At 35.8% G+C, this 15,735-nt stretch carries 16 protein-coding genes and 1 pseudogene; 12 read left to right on the plus strand and 5 right to left on the minus strand.

Annotated features, from left to right (window positions below; all coding sequences use genetic code 11):
- Positions 1-198 precede the first annotated feature (198 nt).
- The 10 genes from phoX to glcK all read left to right on the plus strand — a co-directional run bounded on the left by phoX (position 199) and on the right by glcK (position 9,578).
- Positions 199-1,116 carry a phosphate ABC transporter substrate-binding protein PhoX gene (gene phoX / locus MKO96_RS20575; RefSeq protein WP_240588476.1) on the plus strand — a complete coding sequence of 306 codons (918 nt, stop codon included), beginning with the start codon at positions 199-201 and terminating at the stop codon, positions 1,114-1,116.
- Positions 1,117-1,143: 27 nt separating this feature from the next.
- Positions 1,144-2,094, plus strand: coding sequence for a phosphate ABC transporter permease subunit PstC (gene pstC, locus MKO96_RS20580; protein WP_240588477.1), 951 nt, complete (start codon positions 1,144-1,146; stop codon positions 2,092-2,094).
- Position 2,095: 1 nt separating this feature from the next.
- Complete coding sequence (pstA, locus tag MKO96_RS20585; protein WP_087981958.1) at positions 2,096-2,962, plus strand: phosphate ABC transporter permease PstA; 867 nt, start codon at positions 2,096-2,098, stop codon at positions 2,960-2,962.
- A gap of 28 nt (positions 2,963-2,990) precedes the next feature.
- Positions 2,991-3,806: a phosphate ABC transporter ATP-binding protein gene (gene pstB / locus MKO96_RS20590; protein ID WP_000226689.1), complete on the plus strand. Its 816-nt coding sequence runs from the start codon at positions 2,991-2,993 to the stop codon at positions 3,804-3,806.
- Positions 3,807-3,969: 163 nt separating this feature from the next.
- Positions 3,970-4,626, plus strand: coding sequence for a phosphate signaling complex protein PhoU (gene phoU, locus MKO96_RS20595; protein WP_240588498.1), 657 nt, complete (start codon positions 3,970-3,972; stop codon positions 4,624-4,626).
- Between the two features lie 389 nt (positions 4,627-5,015).
- Complete coding sequence (locus MKO96_RS20600; protein ID WP_240588478.1) at positions 5,016-7,370, plus strand: sugar phosphate nucleotidyltransferase; 2,355 nt, start codon at positions 5,016-5,018, stop codon at positions 7,368-7,370.
- Positions 7,371-7,438: 68 nt separating this feature from the next.
- Complete coding sequence (gene rpmG, locus MKO96_RS20605; protein WP_001265616.1) at positions 7,439-7,588, plus strand: 50S ribosomal protein L33; 150 nt, start codon at positions 7,439-7,441, stop codon at positions 7,586-7,588.
- Between the two features lie 104 nt (positions 7,589-7,692).
- On the plus strand, positions 7,693-8,271 hold the full coding sequence (locus tag MKO96_RS20610) for a 5-formyltetrahydrofolate cyclo-ligase (RefSeq protein WP_240588479.1): 579 nt from the start codon (positions 7,693-7,695) through the stop codon (positions 8,269-8,271).
- 103 nt (positions 8,272-8,374) lie between these two features.
- The gene (locus tag MKO96_RS20615) at positions 8,375-8,575 is read left to right on the plus strand and encodes a YqgQ family protein (protein WP_000253699.1); all 201 of its coding nucleotides are present in this window, start codon (positions 8,375-8,377) and stop codon (positions 8,573-8,575) included.
- A gap of 19 nt (positions 8,576-8,594) precedes the next feature.
- Positions 8,595-9,578: a glucokinase gene (glcK, locus tag MKO96_RS20620; RefSeq protein WP_000391711.1), complete on the plus strand. Its 984-nt coding sequence runs from the start codon at positions 8,595-8,597 to the stop codon at positions 9,576-9,578.
- Between the two features lie 81 nt (positions 9,579-9,659).
- Here glcK and MKO96_RS20625 read toward each other — a convergent pair whose 3' ends face one another.
- A complete protein-coding gene (locus MKO96_RS20625; RefSeq protein ID WP_000524847.1) occupies positions 9,660-9,833 on the minus strand; it encodes a DUF2759 domain-containing protein in 174 nt (57 codons plus the stop codon).
- Positions 9,834-10,003: 170 nt separating this feature from the next.
- On the opposite strand from MKO96_RS20625, the gene MKO96_RS20630 reads away from it, so the two are divergent.
- Positions 10,004-10,633, plus strand: a complete 630-nt coding sequence (locus MKO96_RS20630; RefSeq protein ID WP_240588480.1) for an MBL fold metallo-hydrolase — start codon at positions 10,004-10,006, stop codon at positions 10,631-10,633.
- A gap of 9 nt (positions 10,634-10,642) precedes the next feature.
- Positions 10,643-11,755, plus strand: coding sequence for a class I SAM-dependent methyltransferase (locus MKO96_RS20635; protein WP_240588481.1), 1,113 nt, complete (start codon positions 10,643-10,645; stop codon positions 11,753-11,755).
- Positions 11,756-11,906: 151 nt separating this feature from the next.
- On the opposite strand, the gene MKO96_RS20640 is transcribed toward MKO96_RS20635, so the two are convergent.
- The 4 genes and pseudogenes from MKO96_RS20640 to metI all read right to left on the minus strand — a co-directional run bounded on the left by MKO96_RS20640 (position 11,907) and on the right by metI (position 15,578).
- On the minus strand, positions 11,907-12,197 hold the full coding sequence (locus MKO96_RS20640; RefSeq protein ID WP_000894375.1) for an ArsR/SmtB family transcription factor: 291 nt from the start codon (positions 12,195-12,197) through the stop codon (positions 11,907-11,909).
- 433 nt (positions 12,198-12,630) lie between these two features.
- A pseudogene (locus MKO96_RS20645) lies at positions 12,631-13,143 on the minus strand (cysteine hydrolase family protein).
- Between the two features lie 162 nt (positions 13,144-13,305).
- Positions 13,306-14,469, minus strand: a complete 1,164-nt coding sequence (gene metC / locus MKO96_RS20650) for a cystathionine beta-lyase (RefSeq protein ID WP_240588482.1) — start codon at positions 14,467-14,469, stop codon at positions 13,306-13,308.
- A complete protein-coding gene (gene metI, locus MKO96_RS20655) occupies positions 14,466-15,578 on the minus strand; it encodes a cystathionine gamma-synthase/O-acetylhomoserine thiolyase (RefSeq protein WP_240588483.1) in 1,113 nt (370 codons plus the stop codon). Before metI ends, metC begins: the two co-directional genes overlap by 4 nt.
- Positions 15,579-15,735 lie beyond the last annotated feature (157 nt).

The following is a 15,735-nucleotide window of genomic DNA, read 5'->3' on the forward strand; positions in this document are numbered from 1 at the left end:
TCCCTCTGAAGGATAGCGGTTTTATGGACCAATCATCAGTGAAAATGAACAATGGCTACGGATTAAAGTTTTACCTAATGTTGATTCTTGTGGAACTTTACAAAACTTTTACAAACAATTAAAACCGAATTAATAGTTTAGCAGTATTCTTATATCTGTAATCCTGTTATTTCCGGTTACTTCTAGGAGGAAGAACACGTGAAATGGATAAGTGCATCGATTAAGGTTTTCATACTGTCGACATGTTTTCTTTATGTTGGCACGTCTACTGCATTTGCTGTGAATGAAATGGGAGAAGTGAGAGTTGATGGATCCTCAACAGTTTTCCCTATTATAGAAGCAGTAGCGGAGGAATATACAAGGGCGCATCCAAACGTGAAAATTTCTATCAGTGTTTCTGGAACAGGAGGAGGATTTAATCGTTTCAGTAAAGGAGAAGTAGATATAAATAATGCTTCGAGAGCAATGAAACAAGTAGAAGAAAATGAAATGAAGAAAAACTCCATTCAGTTTACACCGTTTGAAGTCGCTTACGATGGTCTTACGATCGTTGTGAATCGCCAAAATACTTGGATAGACAATATGACGGTAGACGAGTTACGTCTATTATGGAGTGAAGATGAAAGCGAAAAGCGATGGTCACAAATTCATTCATCATGGCCACGTGAACAGGTGAAGTTTTATGCGCCAGGTGTAGACTCTGGTACGTATGATTATTTTCAAAATGTCATCTTACAAAATAGTCGCATTGTAAAAAAAGTCTCTTTGTCTGAAGATGATCAAGTTATTATGCAAGGGGTAATGAATGATAAAAATGCCATTGCTTTTGTAGGATATGCTTATTATATGGCCAATCGAGATAAGGTGAGGGCAATAAAAGTGAATGGTGTACTTCCGACGAAAGATACCATTCAATCAGGTAAGTATAAGCCATTATCTAGGCCGCTATTTGCTTATGTGAATGATGCATCTATCCGAAAAAAAATGAATGTAGCAAATTATATTGAGTTTATGATTCAACATGTTGGTGATCTCGCTGAAGAGGTTGGGTATGTAAAATTACCAAAAGAAAAATACAATGAACAGCTGCGGATGTTAACAGAAATAAAAAGATAATGTCAGGGTGGAGAGGGGTTTTCATCTTTGGCTCATAATGACAAAAGTCAAATTACATTTTCTGTACAACATTTGATTGAAAGAAATACAAAACAAAGAAAAAAAACGCAGCGAATCAATCGAATCGTTCCGTTATTACTAAAAATAATTGCTAGCGTGTCTATTGTAACGACACTTGGAATTATTTTCACATTGGCAAATGAAACATTGATGTTTTTTCAAACAATACCATTACACTCCTTTTTGACGGGAAAAGAATGGTTACCTTTTTTTGAAGATCCTAAATTCGGTATATTACCACTTATATGTGGAACGTTCCTTGTAACAGCAATTGCCATGTTCGTAGCAATTCCTATCGGTTTAGCGTGTGCCGTATTTTTAAGCGAATATGCTTCAAACGGTGCAAGGAAAGTATTAAAACCGATGTTAGAACTATTAGCAGGTATTCCGACAATTGTATATGGTTTTTTTGCATTAACAGTTGTCACACCACTTTTACAACGGATTATACCAGATTTACAGTTTTTTAATGCGGTTAGTCCAGGTATTGTTATTGGCTTTATGATGATACCTACAATTGCATCTCTATCTGAAGACGCGATGAGAGCTGTAGCGAAAGGGACGAAAGAAGCTTCGTTAGCACTTGGAGCAACTCGGTTTGAGATGGTAAAACAAGTCGTGTTTCCCTCGGCTTTTACAGGGATTATGGCAGCGATCATATTAGCTGCTTCCAGGGCAATTGGTGAAACGATGATAGTTGTAATTGCAGCGGGATCTACACCGAATGTATCGCTCGATCCGACACATTCTATTCAAACGCTAACAGCCTATATTGTGCAAGTGAGCTTAGGTGATGCTCCGCATGGAACAATTACGTATTACAGCATGTACGCTGTAGGCGCAACGTTATTCTTGTTTACTCTTATAATGAACATCATGTCACACTCTATTATGCGCCGCTTTAGGAGGGTGACATAATATGCGAATGTTGAATCATAAAAAAATACAAGAAAATATGGCATCACGTTTTTTAAAAGACCGAGTTTACAAGTTGTTATTTTATATAGCAATTTTGTTTTCAATCATAATACTGCTTATTTTGCTTTTTCAAATTTTTGAAAAAGGTATAAGTTACCTTTCGTTAGATTTCTTTACAAACTTCGCTTCGCGTAATCCGAAAGAAGCTGGAATTGCTGCAGCTTTGTCAGGAACAATATTATTTATGAGTATTGTTATACCAGTCTCCTTTATATTTGGAGTTGGAACTGCTCTTTATTTGGAGCAATATGCGAAGGAATCTATATTTAAAAAGGTAATAGAAATTAATAATCAAACGTTAGCAGGAGTACCTTCCGTTGTATTTGGATTACTCGGCTTAACTATTTTTGTATATGCTCTTCATTTAGGTGAGAGTATTATTGCGGCGGCACTGACGATGAGTTTACTCGTTTTACCGACAGTTGTTGTAGCGAGTCAAGAAGCGATACGATCTGTACCAAGTTCATTATTAGAAGCCTCTTACGGATTAGGTGCTACGAAGTGGCAAACGATGTATCAAATTGTATTGCCATCTGCTTTCCCAGGAATTATAACGGGTTGTACGTTAGCGATATCAAGGGCGATTGGAGAAGCGGCACCGCTATTAGTTATCGGGGCACTTGCATTTGCAAATTATGTTCCATTTAGTATGTTTGATAGATTTACAGTTTTACCAATTCAAATTTTTAATTGGATGAGTAGACCGCAAGAAGAATTTCAGTACGTAGCAGCTGCTGGGATGATTGTTTTGTTAGGTTTATTACTCTTTATCAATATATTTGTCTTATGGTTACGAAATCGAAAATAAGTTGGAAATGGATGAAAGGGGAATTCAAATGGTAGCAACAGTAGTAAATGTACAGGTGAAAAACGAGGAGAAAATCGAGACTGCACCAAAGAAAGTAGTATTTGATACGAAAAACTTAAATTTATGGTACGGAGAAGACCATGCTTTAAAAGATATTAACTTAAGCATTCATGAGAATGAAGTTACAGCAATTATCGGGCCAAGTGGTTGTGGTAAATCCACGTACTTAAAAACATTAAATCGTATGGTAGAGTTAGTACCAATCGTGCGAACTACAGGTGTAATTGAATATAGAGAGCGCAATATATTTGAAAAATCATACCCAGTTGAAGAATTAAGAACTCACGTGGGAATGGTGTTCCAAAAGCCAAATCCATTTCCGAAATCTATTTATGAAAATGTAGCATATGGACCGAAAATTCATGGTATTCGTGATAAGAAAACATTGGATGAAATTGTTGAAAAAAGTTTACGTGGAGCAGCGATTTGGGATGAGTTAAAAGATCGTTTGCATGATAATGCATACGGTTTATCTGGTGGACAGCAACAGCGTCTATGTATCGCACGTTGTTTAGCAATTGAACCAGACGTTATTTTAATGGATGAGCCAACATCGGCACTAGATCCAATTTCAACATTAAAAGTAGAAGAATTAATTCAAGAGTTAAAGAAAGACTTTAGTATTGTGATCGTAACGCATAACATGCAACAAGCAGCACGTATTTCAGACAAAACTGCTTTCTTCTTAAGTGGAGAAGTTGTGGAATATACAGATACAAATAAATTATTTACGACACCTTCAGATAAGCGTACAGAAGATTATATTACAGGCCGATTCGGTTGATATCGTTGCAAGGATAAGAGTAAATACCCTCTTAACAGAGGGTATTTCTTATTTTTACCTCATTTAATTAGAGAAGTAATACTTCTCCTATCTTAAGGTTTATTACAAGTAGGCTAGGTAGGAGATCTATATAATGGCACATAATATTGAGGGGGAAGAAACAATGGTAAGAGAACAGTTTCAATGTGATTTAAAAATGTTACAGCAAAAGGTGATTGAGCTTGGAGAGCTAGCGAGGGAAGCTTTATTGCTTGCTATGGAAGGTCTTCATAAAAGGGATGTAGAGAAAGCGTTAGAGGTAATAGATGGTGATTATCGTATGGATAATTTAGAAGAGGAAATAAATGATCTTGCGCTTATGCTTATTACGAAGCAGCAACCTGTAGCAAGTGATTTAAGAAGGATTTTCATTTCAATTAAAACAGCGACAGATTTAGAGCGTATTGCAGATCATGCTGTTAATATTGCGAAATCAACAATTCGTCTTGGGGAAAAAGAGGTGGTTGTTAGTTTGCACAATCTTGATGAAATGTTTGCAATTGCAAATAAGATGCTACAGTTAGCGCTAGAAGCATATGAGCAAGAAAATTTAACTTTTGCGAAACAAATTGCCGAAATGGATGATTCAGTTGATGAGATATATGGGAAAGCGATTCGTGAATTTATATCTTCAGTTCCAGCACAACCAGAAGCAATTACACAAATTACACAATTATCCTTTGTGGCGAGATATATTGAGCGTGTAGCAGATCATATTACAAATATTGCCGAAAATGTTTTTTATTTAGTAAAAGGAAAGCATTACTTATTAAATGAATAAATAAAGAAAAAAGGCAGGTGAAACATCACCTGCCTTTTTTAGTCAAAACATGACAAAAAAAGCTCGTTGTTTCCTTTAGTTTATGATGATAAGATGTATCATAATGTAATGGAAAAAATAGGACACATATGTTGTTCATTTAATAAGTAATACTTTACCGAGTCAATAGTAAGCGCTTTCTTTCGTGGTGTTTAAAATGTACATGTATATAGGGAGTTTTACTGCCTGTAAAAGCCCGAGTCGAGTGGTCAAGGCTAATAATCAGTGGGGGATGCGCAAAAACCCCTACTAATTAAAGTTTCATTTTATACTGCTAGTTAATGCGGAGTAGATAATATACATATCGTATATGAAGTTACTGAACATTATATAAGTGGAGGCTGAAGTATATGAAGGGGGTTATTTTAGCTGGAGGAAAAGGACGACGCCTTAGACCATTAACATGTAATACTCCAAAGCCGATGTTACCATTATTAGAAAAGCCAGTTTTGGAATACAATATTGAATTATTACGTCAGCATGGTATTCGTGAAATTGCAATTACTGTTCAGTATATGAGTACAGCAATTAAGCAATATTTTGGTGACGGTAGCAAATGGGGCGTTAACTTGTACTACTTTGAAGACTCTCCACCGCTTGGAACCGCAGGGAGTATTAAACAAGCGGAAACATTTTTAGATGAAACGTTTGTTGTGATAAGCGGGGATGCGTTAACTGATTTTCAATTATCAGAAGGAATTATGTTTCATGAACAAAAGAAAAGAATGGTAACTATGTTTGTAAAGGAAGTAGAAAACCCACTCTCATTCGGTTTAGTTGTAATGAACAAAGAACAAGAGGTTACACGATATATAGAAAAACCGAGCTGGAATGAAGTAGTCTCTAATATTGTGAATACAGGTATATATATTATGGATCCAGAAATTTTTTCTTACATACCGCCCCGAGAATTTTTTGATTTTAGTCAAGATGTGTTTCCATTATTGGCAAATAAGAACGCATTATTTGCATATTTGTCAGAAGGTTATTGGTTAGATATCGGTACATTTGATCAATATCGACGAGCGCAATTTGATTTGTTAACGAAAAAATTGCAAGTACCAATTCCTTATACGGAAGTATTGCCGATGGTATGGATGGGAGAAGGTGTGACGATAGGAAAAGGAACGAAAATTCACGGTCCGTCTTTTATTGGAGAAGGAGTAAAGATTGGTGCTGGAGCTGTAATTGAACCTTACTCTATTATCGGAAAAAATAGTATTGTTTCAAGTTATTCTCATCTTCAAAAAAGTATTGTTTTTGCAAATGCGCACATTGGGCAGTATTGCGAGCTATTAGAAACGACAATAGGAGAGCATACAATGGTAGAAGATGACGTTACACTGTTTCAAAAAAGCATTGTAGCGGATCATTGTCATATAGGGAAAAGTACGGTAATTAAGCAAAAGGGAAAACTATGGCCATATAAGGCGATTGACAGCTATTCGGTAGTAGGGTCGGCTGGTGTTCAAGAAAGTGAAAAGAGTGCAGGATGGCTGCAAAAAAGCCGCATTGTAGGAAGAGGTAATGTTGAGATCACTCCTCAATTTATTGTAAAGGTTGCAATGGCGTACGGGTCCCTTTTTGCGAAAGGGGAAAGTATATTAATTGGGAGTCAAGAACATATAGAAACGACTTCTTATAAAAATCTCTTTCTTCATGCGATTCATGGTATCGGGGTTCATACGATGGAATGCAAAGAAATGAACGAATCGCTTTTTCAGTATAGTATTCAGGATTTACAATGTGCTGGTGGGGTTTTCATTCAAGTGGAAAATGAAAAAGAAGTTGTGATAAAGTTATATGGTAAGGATGGGGTACAATTAACGTATAAGCAGCAAAAGGCGATAGAACAAGTATATATGTCTGAGTCGTTTTATTACGTATGTGAGAAAGAAATGGGGCGGAATAAGCTAGTCCACGTTTCTTTACATGATTATATAGAGGCTGTATTAGAGCGCATTGATGTTGAGAAAATACAAAAACAAAAGTTTCATCTCCTTATTAATAAGAGCAATGATATGTTACAACATTTACTTATGCTCTTTTTACAAAGGCTCGGATGCACAGTTACATGGATTTATGCGGGCGAACAAAAGGATCATGTGAAAGCCTTGATGAAATCAAGTAAAGCAAATATGGCACTTATGTTTTCGGAGCAAGGAAATTATTTTGAGTTATATGATAATCATAGTAATATTTACCAAGGAACAGATTTTGAAGAGGTAGATATTCCAGATTTATTACTTGAATCGGCAGGGAATATTTACCCGATGTCTTTGAAATTAGGAGAATGTTACCTTCTATTTTATACGCAGGATGAAAAAAAGTCGTTTCAAGCGAGATGGAAACGAGATATTTTATATCGAATTGGAAAATTATTCGAGCTAATAGCATTGCAGGGAAAAACATTTCTCAGCATAGTAGAGCAATCACCTCCACTCTATCTACTTTGTGATGAAGTTGTATGTTCATGGAATGAAAAAGGGAAAGTAATGAGGAAATTATTGGCTGATATGGAAAGAAAGGAAGAAGGTATATTTGAAGGAATACAGTTCAAATATACCGAAAAAGAGTGGTCTTATATCGTTTCTGACACAAAACAACCGAAATTTTTAGTGTATTCGCATGCAAGAAACCCAGTAATAGCAAGGGAAAACATGAAAAATCTTATAGAAAAAATTAGACAATATCAAAAGGTGTAGAATTTTTATTTTAAAAGTGGTATTATAGTATAGTCTGATTTAAGTTATTAGTACTGGAGGGAATAAGAATGCGTGTGAATATTACTCTAGCATGTACAGAATGCGGAGATCGTAACTATATCTCAAAGAAAAACAAACGTAACAACGCTGAGCGTATCGAGCTTAAAAAGTATTGCAAGCGTGACAAGAAGTCTACGTTACACCGTGAAACAAAGTAAGCAGTAGGAATATTTTCCTACTGTTTCTTTTTTTATTCGATTCCTCTGTTAAAAGTGATACACTATCATCGTAGAGCAAAGTATCACTGTGAGGGGGAAAATGTGTGAGAGAAGAGAAAGTACGTTTACGTAAACAAATAATAGAGCACATGAATTCTTTATCAGAAGAACGGTATACAACTTTATCAGAGCAAATTGCATTTTCGTTGTATGTGCAAAAAGAGTGGGCTGAAGCTAAAACAATTGGAATCACTCTCTCAATGGAAAATGAAGTGAATACATATTCTATTATCGAAAAAGCTTGGGAAGAAGGAAAGAAAGTTGTTGTTCCAAAGTGTAATAAAGGAACACGAACAATGTCTTTCCGGCAAATTAGTAATTTTGATCAATTAGAAACAGTGTATATGAATTTACGTGAACCAATTCCAGCGTGTACGGAAGAAGTGAATGCAGATGACATTGATCTTCAAATCGTGCCAGGTGTAGCTTATACAGAGCGAGGAGAACGGATTGGATATGGCGGTGGGTATTATGATCGTTATCTCGTGCATTATAAAGGGAAAACGCTATCATTAGCTTATAGTTTTCAAATAGTCGAACATATTCCAGTAGAGCCGTTTGATAAAAACGTAGAAAAAATTATTACAGAAAAAGGAACAATGGTTAAAAATGGGCTTGTATAGACAAATAAAAATTGACGAGACTTTTTCTTCTTGATTATAATAAAATATGTGAACGTTTTCTTATTATAATTTTTTATAGTAAGTGAGCATAGAGGGTGATAAAATGGTATCTATTTATGATATTCAGCAATTGCTAAAGAAATTTGGTACGATTATTTATACGGGTGATCGAATTGCAGATTTACAATTAATGCAAGATGAATTGCGTGAATTAAATCAATCACAGTTAATCGATCCACAAGACTATCAAACAGCTTTATTTTTATTGAAGCAAGAAATTCAAAAAGAGCTAAATAAGAATTAGATAAAGGTAGGTAAGCAACATGGAAGAGAAATGGTTAGTTGGGGTTGACCTTGGTGGTACAACGATTAAATTAGCATTTATTAATGTGTACGGTGAAATTTTACATAAGTGGGAAATCCCTACGAATACAAATGAGCAAGGAAAACATATTACGCTTGATGTAGCGAAAGCTATTGATAAAAAGTTAGAAGAGTTAGGTGAATTGAAAAGCAAGTTAATCGGTATTGGTATGGGAGCTCCTGGTCCTGTACACGTGGCGTCTGGAATGATTTATGAAGCGGTTAATTTAGGATGGAAAAACTATCCGTTAAAAGATTTATTAGAAGTAGAAACAGGATTACCTGTTGTTATTGATAATGATGCAAACTTAGCAGCGCTTGGTGAAATGTGGAAAGGTGCTGGTGAAGGAGCAAAAGATTTAATCTGTATGACACTTGGCACTGGTGTTGGTGGTGGTGTAATCGCCAATGGTGAGATTGTACACGGCGTAAGCGGAGCTGCTGGTGAGATTGGACATATTACAGTAGTTACAGAGAATGCTTTCCCATGTAATTGCGGGAAGTCTGGTTGCTTAGAAACTGTAGCATCTGCAACGGGTATTGTGCGTGTTGCTATGCAAAAAATACAAGAGACTAATAAAGAGAGTGTTCTACGTTCTATGTTAGCAGAAGAAGGACGTATTACATCAAAAGATGTATTTGAAGCACTTGGACAAGGTGACGAGCTAGCAGGCGAAGTAGTAGAAAAAGTAGCTTCTTATTTAGGGTTAGCTGTAGCGAACCTTGCTAGTACGTTGAACCCAGAGAAAATTGTTATTGGCGGGGGCGTGTCTAAAGCTGGAGATGCACTATTAGAGCCAATTCAACGTTATTTCGAGCAATATGCTTTCTCACGTGCTGTAAAGAGCACAAAGTTAGCGATTGCAATACTTGGTAATGATGCAGGTGTTATCGGAGGAGCTTGGCTTGTAAAAAAGCACAAATACGAAGCGAAGATGGTATAAGTTGTGAAATATGAAAAGAGGAAGGGGGAAACCCTTCCTCTTTTTGTGTGAAATCTTGATGAAGAATAACATGTAAATGAATTAAGCTGCCGGTGGGTACCCGTTATATAGAACAGTCATGATCGTAAACCATCCGAAAACGAGTACAGTTGCAATTGCAAAGCCGCCCGCGAATAAGTTTTTTTCGCGAAGAGTTCTAAGCGTAGCGAATACAGCTAACAGAGTGACTAGCGCAAAAATAATAACAAGGCCCATACAATATCCTCCTCTGTCTACCCATTCCTCAATATGAGTTTTTAGAATATTAACTCTTTTATATTGTACATGTTTTAAAAATGATTGTCGAGATAGCATCCTTTCTTTTCCTAAGAGAAAAAAATGTTGTATCATTGAAAGTAAGTTTAATAATTGGAGGAGATTTTCATATGAAATGGATACAAATGCCGTTAGGCCCATTACAAACGAATGCTTATATTTTAACGAATAATCAAAATGAGTGTATTATCTTTGATCCTGGTCACGAAGGAGAGAAGCTCGTTACATATTTACAAGAAGAACAATTAAAGCCACTGGCTGTTTTATTAACACATGCTCACTTTGATCATATTGGTGCTGTTGACGCGGTAAGAGACGCTTTTCATATTCCTGTGTACGTACATAAAGAAGAAGCAGATTGGTTAGGCGATGCAACTGTAAATGGCTCTCAAATTTTTATGATGAATCGCAGTATTACAGCAAAACCAGCAGATCATATTATTGATACAGAAGGTACATTAGCAATTGGTTCATTTAATTTTGAGATTTTTGAGACGCCAGGACATTCTCCAGGCAGTATTTCTTATTATTGTAAAGAGGCGAATGCTGTATTTTCTGGAGATGTATTGTTCCAAATGAGCATCGGAAGAACAGATTTACCCGGTGGAAGTTTTGCTGAATTGATTGGAAGTATTGAAGAAAAATTATTTGTATTACCAGATGAAACAGCGGTGCTATGTGGACATGGTCCAGAAACAAGCATTGGTTTTGAAAAAGAAAATAATCCATTTTTACAGTAAGGAGCTAGTATGGAGATGGAGCTCATTTTAAAAGAATGGATGGGGAAAGAGAAGGATTATTCAATTTCATATAGTACGTATATGAACCTCGTATTGTACACAGAGGGGCATGGCTATTATATGAAGGAACGTGAAAAAATTGGAAGACAGGGGGATTTTTTTACAAGTAGCAACGTATCCTCGGTTTTTGCAAAAACATTTGCTAAGTTTTTTATTCGTCTTGTTGAAAATGGTGAAGTTGCTCCGAATATTTGTGAGATTGGTGGGGGAACAGGAAGGTTTGCCTATGATGTTTTACAAGAGTGGAAGCAAGTATCCCCAGAAACCTTTATTGATTTAAACTATTCAATGATTGAAATGAGCCCTTTTCATAGAAACTTACAGCAGAAAAATCTTTGTTCGTTTTCTAATGTGTCGTATTATACGTCGCATAGTGAAATGGGAGAATCGTTCGAAGGGATTCTTTTTTCGAATGAGTTATTTGATGCATTTCCTGTTGAAGTAATTGAGAAGAGAAATGGAATATTGTATGAAGTACGTGTTACGTACACAGAGGAAGGGAAACTCGCAGAAGTATGTAGACCGCTACAGAAAAGCATTGGTCGATACTTATTGAAATACAATATTCATCTTGCTGAAGGACAGCGTTTTGAAGTGCCACTTGCGATGGAAGAATATATAGAAGAAATTGCGAAATGGTTTCAACGAGGTGTATGTATTACCGTTGATTATGGATACACAAAAGAAGAATGGATGCATCCTGCACATCAAGAAGGAAGTTTACGAGGATATTACGAGCATAAGTTAATCCGTAATCCTTTAGCGCATCCAGGTGAAATGGATCTTACTACTCATATTCATTGGGACGAACTGAAAGAGATGTTTAGCCTGCAAGGCATGAATATAGTATGGCATAAGAAGCAATCGGAGTTTTTGTTAGCAGCAGGAATATTAGATCAGCTTATGGGTCACCAAGATCGAAATCCTTTTTCTGAAATTCAAAAACAAAATCGTGCAGTTCGTTCTATGATTTTGAGCGGAGGATTAGGGAGTGCATTTGATGTTGTGATACATACGAAACATATGCAACAGTTACACTTGGATCAGTATTTGAAAATATAAAAAAACAAGACACAGCATATTTCTGTGTCTTGTTTTTTAATACGACTTTTTAATTATGTAGCATCATATATTTCCTCTCATGATATATATTTATATTAAAGATATGAGATAAAAAATATAAAATACGCCCTTTTTCTCTGTTTATGAGCTCTTAACCTAATAATACGCGAACGAGTTGAATAATTGTCTCGTTTTCTACTTTGTAATAAATTTCCAACCCTTTTCTTTCACTTGAAACGATTTTAGCACTTTTTAATTTTGCTAAATGCTGTGAAATTGTAGATTGTGGCATGTTTAAGCCAGTGTACATTGTAGAAACGTTGCTTGGACCACGTTCAATTAATCCTTTTACAATACATAAGCGAACAGGATGAGCAAGTACTTTCAATAATTCTGCATTGCTTTCATATAGTTCTATTTCTTTTTGAAAGGTTTCTAACATGTTCTTTTCCACCTCCGTGTGAGCTGTTATACCATACTATACATACCAAAAAATTAAAGAAAAGAAAACAGTTGTTGCAGAAAAAAATTCCTAAAGTAAAGAAATTGTAAGAAAAGAGACCCTGATGTAAATAAAGTAGATAAATTTGCACGGTTTTGTAAAATGACACTTTTGGGTGAAAATTTCGATGCGTTTTAAAAATTGAAAGATATAGATATATTTGTAACACAATTTTATCATGATTTTCTTATTCTTTCAAATGAATATACAAAATTTTTAAAATAATAAGAAAAAGGGATTATAATGCTATATATAGAATATAAAACAGGTTAAAAGAAAAGAAGCTGAATGTAGTTAGCTTCTTTATGGTGATAACAAAATATTTGAGTATAGCTGATAAATTTTAGAATTACCAAGAAAGTAGTTATGTATTCTAGAGTTCATCTTTTATCAGCTTTAAAAATCTGTGGTTCCATATGTTCTCATAAAAATCAATTGTCTCTTTTGCGGACATAAACGGATTATTTAACGTAGAGGTTGCTTTCTGTACCATGAAGTTTTCGTATTCTAGTCCATGGGAAAATTTAATCGTAGCATCCATACAGTACTCTGTTTGGGCACCACAAAATTCAATACGGTGTACAGATAATTGTTCTAAAATCTCTTTCAAGTTTGTTTTATAAAATGAATTGGTATGTGTTTTTCTTACAAAAAAATCTTGTTCCTGAACATCTAGATCAGCATGAATAGCCCAAAGTTCTTTTTCGGGTACTAAATCATCATCACAATGTTGAATAAAAATGATTGGTGTATTTGATTTTCTGTATGAAGAAATTCTTTTATTTACTTTTGTAAGTAAATTTTATAAATCGAATAAATGCTCTTCGCTATAACATACTCCATTTTGTAAATCGATAACGATTAAAACATCTGCACAAGTATCCATTATTTTTGCCCCTTTTTTTACTTCTTAATCTATCAATTAATTCATTATTTAGAAATAGATGGTGCTCTTTCGTCTTTTTATGAACTATACGAAAAGTAAAAAATATACTTAACGGCATAAAACAGAAGATATGAAAACTTAATTTCATATCTTCTGTTCGTCCTATGCATTTACAGGTTCTTCTACATAAGAAAGGGCATTTTCAAAATCGGATATTAAATCGTCAACATTTTCAAGGCCGACGGATAACCGAAGTAATGAATTAGAAATCCCTCTTTCATCACGAGCTTCTTGTGACAGTGCTGCATGTGACATTTTAGCTGGGTAGGAAAGAATCGATTCGACAGCTCCTAAACTAACCGCAAAGACAGGTAATTTTACTTTTGATAAAAATTGGCGGAGTGCGTCTTCTGACTGTAAAGTGAAAGATAGGACAGCTCCGGCTGATGTAGCTTGAGATTGTTGAATATCAAATCCAAGATGTGTTTGTAAGCCAGGATAATAGACATTTTTAACTTTAGCGTGCTCTTGCAAATAATGTGCAATTTTATTGGCGTTTGCAGCTGAATGCTCAAGACGTACATGCAATGTTTTTAGACCGCGAAGTACGAGAGAACAATCTTGAGGACCTAAAATAGCGCCGAATGCATTTTGTAAAAATCCAAGTTTTTGAGCGAGTTCGGCATCTTTTACAACGGCTAATCCGGCAGTAACATCACTATGACCGGCAATGAATTTTGTGGCACTATGAAGAACGACATCGGCGCCAAGATCAAGTGGTTTCTGGAATAGTGGTGTCAAAAATGTATTATCAACAAAAGTAAGGGCGTCAATAGATTTTGCAAGTTTAGAAACAGCACGAATATCTGTCACTTTTAAAAGTGGATTAGAGGGTGTTTCCACATAAAAGAGTTTTGTATTTGGCTTAATGTTTTGCTTTATTTTTTCTAAATTGGTCATATCAACAAATGTATGTGACACACCGTAACGGGAGAGCACTTCAGTTATAATTCGATAAGTGCCTCCGTATACGTCCTCTGAAATGAGTACGTGATCGCCTTGTGAAAGAAGGAGGAATGCAGTAGAAATCGCTGCAATTCCTGATGCGAAGGCAAATCCTTTTGTTCCTCCTTCTAATAAAGCAATGATATCTTCAAGAGCTTCACGAGTTGGATTACCAGAGCGACTATAGTCATATTTCCCGAACGTATCTACATCAAACTGGTGGAATGTTGATGTATTATAGATGGGAACGTTAACAGCTCCTGTTTGCGAGTCATGTTTATATTGGTTGTGCAATAAGAGTGTATCTATAGAATAACTCATATTCTTACACCTTCTTTTACAAGTTTAATGGCTTGCTTTAAGTCTTGAATTAAATCGTTACTATTTTCAATGCCAACGGAAAATCGCAGAAGACGATTACATACACCGTTTGCTGTTCTGATTTCTTCAGGAATATCAGCGTGTGTTTGCGTTGCTGGATATGTCATTAAACTTTCAACACCACCTAGACTTTCAGCGAATGTAATTAAGGATAAAGATTGTAAGAATGGATTAATCCATGTTTCATCTTTTAGACGAAATGAGATCATGCCGCCTCTTCCAGGATAAAATACATCTGTCACCCCGTCTTCATCATTTAAATAAGCAACAACTGCTTTTGCATTTTCTTCATGTTGTCTCATGCGAAGCGCTAACGTTTTCATACCACGAATTAATAGCCATGAGTCAAATGGGCTTAAGACAGCACCAGATGCATTATGATAATGAGCGATTTCCTCACAAAGTTCCTTTCCTTTTGCAACAACAAGACCGCTTAGGACATCGTTATGTCCCCCTAAATATTTCGTTGCGCTATGAAGTACAATGTCGGCACCTTCTGTTAATGGCTGTTGTATATAAGGCGTATAGAATGTGTTGTCTACAATAAGAAGTAGTCCGTGTCTTTTCGCTACAGTTGCGACAGCGGCAATATCAGTAACTTGCATTAACGGATTAGTCGGAGTTTCTATGAAAATAGCTTTCGTTTCAGTTGTGATAGCTCGCTCAATTTGTTTAATAGATTGTGTATTTACGTATCTACATCGAACATTCCACTTTTTTTCGTGCTCAGCAAATAATCGATAAGTGCCCCCGTATAAATCTTCAGATACAATAAGTTCGTCTCCGGAACGGAATAGGGAAAGGACGAGGAGAACAGCTGCCATCCCTGAACTACAGGCATAACCTTGTTCACCGTATTCTAAATCTGCGATTGCCTGTTCTAAAAGACCGCGAGTTGGATTGCCAGTTCGTGAGTAGTCAAAGCCAGTAGATTTACCAATTCCTTCGTGACGATAAGCAGTTGAAAAATAAACAGGTGGATTAACAGTTCCTGTTGTAGTTTCGCTCCGGTTTCCGATTTGTGCTAGTTTTGTTTCGATAGTTGACATGTGAAAATTCCTCCTTTTTAAATTAACAATTAAGTGAATGTAAAGTGAAACTTTAATCAGTGAGGAGGCATCCCTCACTGATTATCAGCCCTCACCAATCGGGCTTTTACGGGCAGTCGATTCCCATCTAACTTCTTTGTTCTAGCTGAATTTTGAG

The organism is Bacillus sp. ES1-5 (genome assembly GCF_022487605.1).
Taxonomy (GTDB): Bacteria; Bacillota; Bacilli; order Bacillales; family Bacillaceae_G; genus Bacillus_A; species Bacillus_A wiedmannii.

Excerpts from the sequence above, each read along its gene's own strand:
- metI (WP_240588483.1), bottom strand. The coding sequence starts at position 15,578 with ATGTCAACTATCGAAACAAAACTAGCACAAATCGGAAACCGGAGCGAA.
- MKO96_RS20625 (WP_000524847.1), bottom strand. The coding sequence starts at position 9,833 with ATGGGCCTTGTTATTATTTTTGCGCTAGTCACTCTGTTAGCTGTATTC.
- rpmG (WP_001265616.1), top strand. The coding sequence starts at position 7,439 with ATGCGTGTGAATATTACTCTAGCATGTACAGAATGCGGAGATCGTAAC.
- MKO96_RS20615 (WP_000253699.1), top strand. The coding sequence starts at position 8,375 with ATGGTATCTATTTATGATATTCAGCAATTGCTAAAGAAATTTGGTACG.
- MKO96_RS20600 (WP_240588478.1), top strand. The coding sequence starts at position 5,016 with ATGAAGGGGGTTATTTTAGCTGGAGGAAAAGGACGACGCCTTAGACCA.
- MKO96_RS20640 (WP_000894375.1), bottom strand. The coding sequence starts at position 12,197 with ATGTTAGAAACCTTTCAAAAAGAAATAGAACTATATGAAAGCAATGCA.
- MKO96_RS20630 (WP_240588480.1), top strand. The coding sequence starts at position 10,004 with ATGAAATGGATACAAATGCCGTTAGGCCCATTACAAACGAATGCTTAT.
- phoU (WP_240588498.1), top strand. The coding sequence starts at position 3,970 with ATGGTAAGAGAACAGTTTCAATGTGATTTAAAAATGTTACAGCAAAAG.
- metC (WP_240588482.1), bottom strand. The coding sequence starts at position 14,469 with ATGAGTTATTCTATAGATACACTCTTATTGCACAACCAATATAAACAT.
- glcK (WP_000391711.1), top strand. The coding sequence starts at position 8,595 with ATGGAAGAGAAATGGTTAGTTGGGGTTGACCTTGGTGGTACAACGATT.
- MKO96_RS20635 (WP_240588481.1), top strand. The coding sequence starts at position 10,643 with ATGGAGATGGAGCTCATTTTAAAAGAATGGATGGGGAAAGAGAAGGAT.
- pstB (WP_000226689.1), top strand. The coding sequence starts at position 2,991 with ATGGTAGCAACAGTAGTAAATGTACAGGTGAAAAACGAGGAGAAAATC.
- pstA (WP_087981958.1), top strand. The coding sequence starts at position 2,096 with ATGCGAATGTTGAATCATAAAAAAATACAAGAAAATATGGCATCACGT.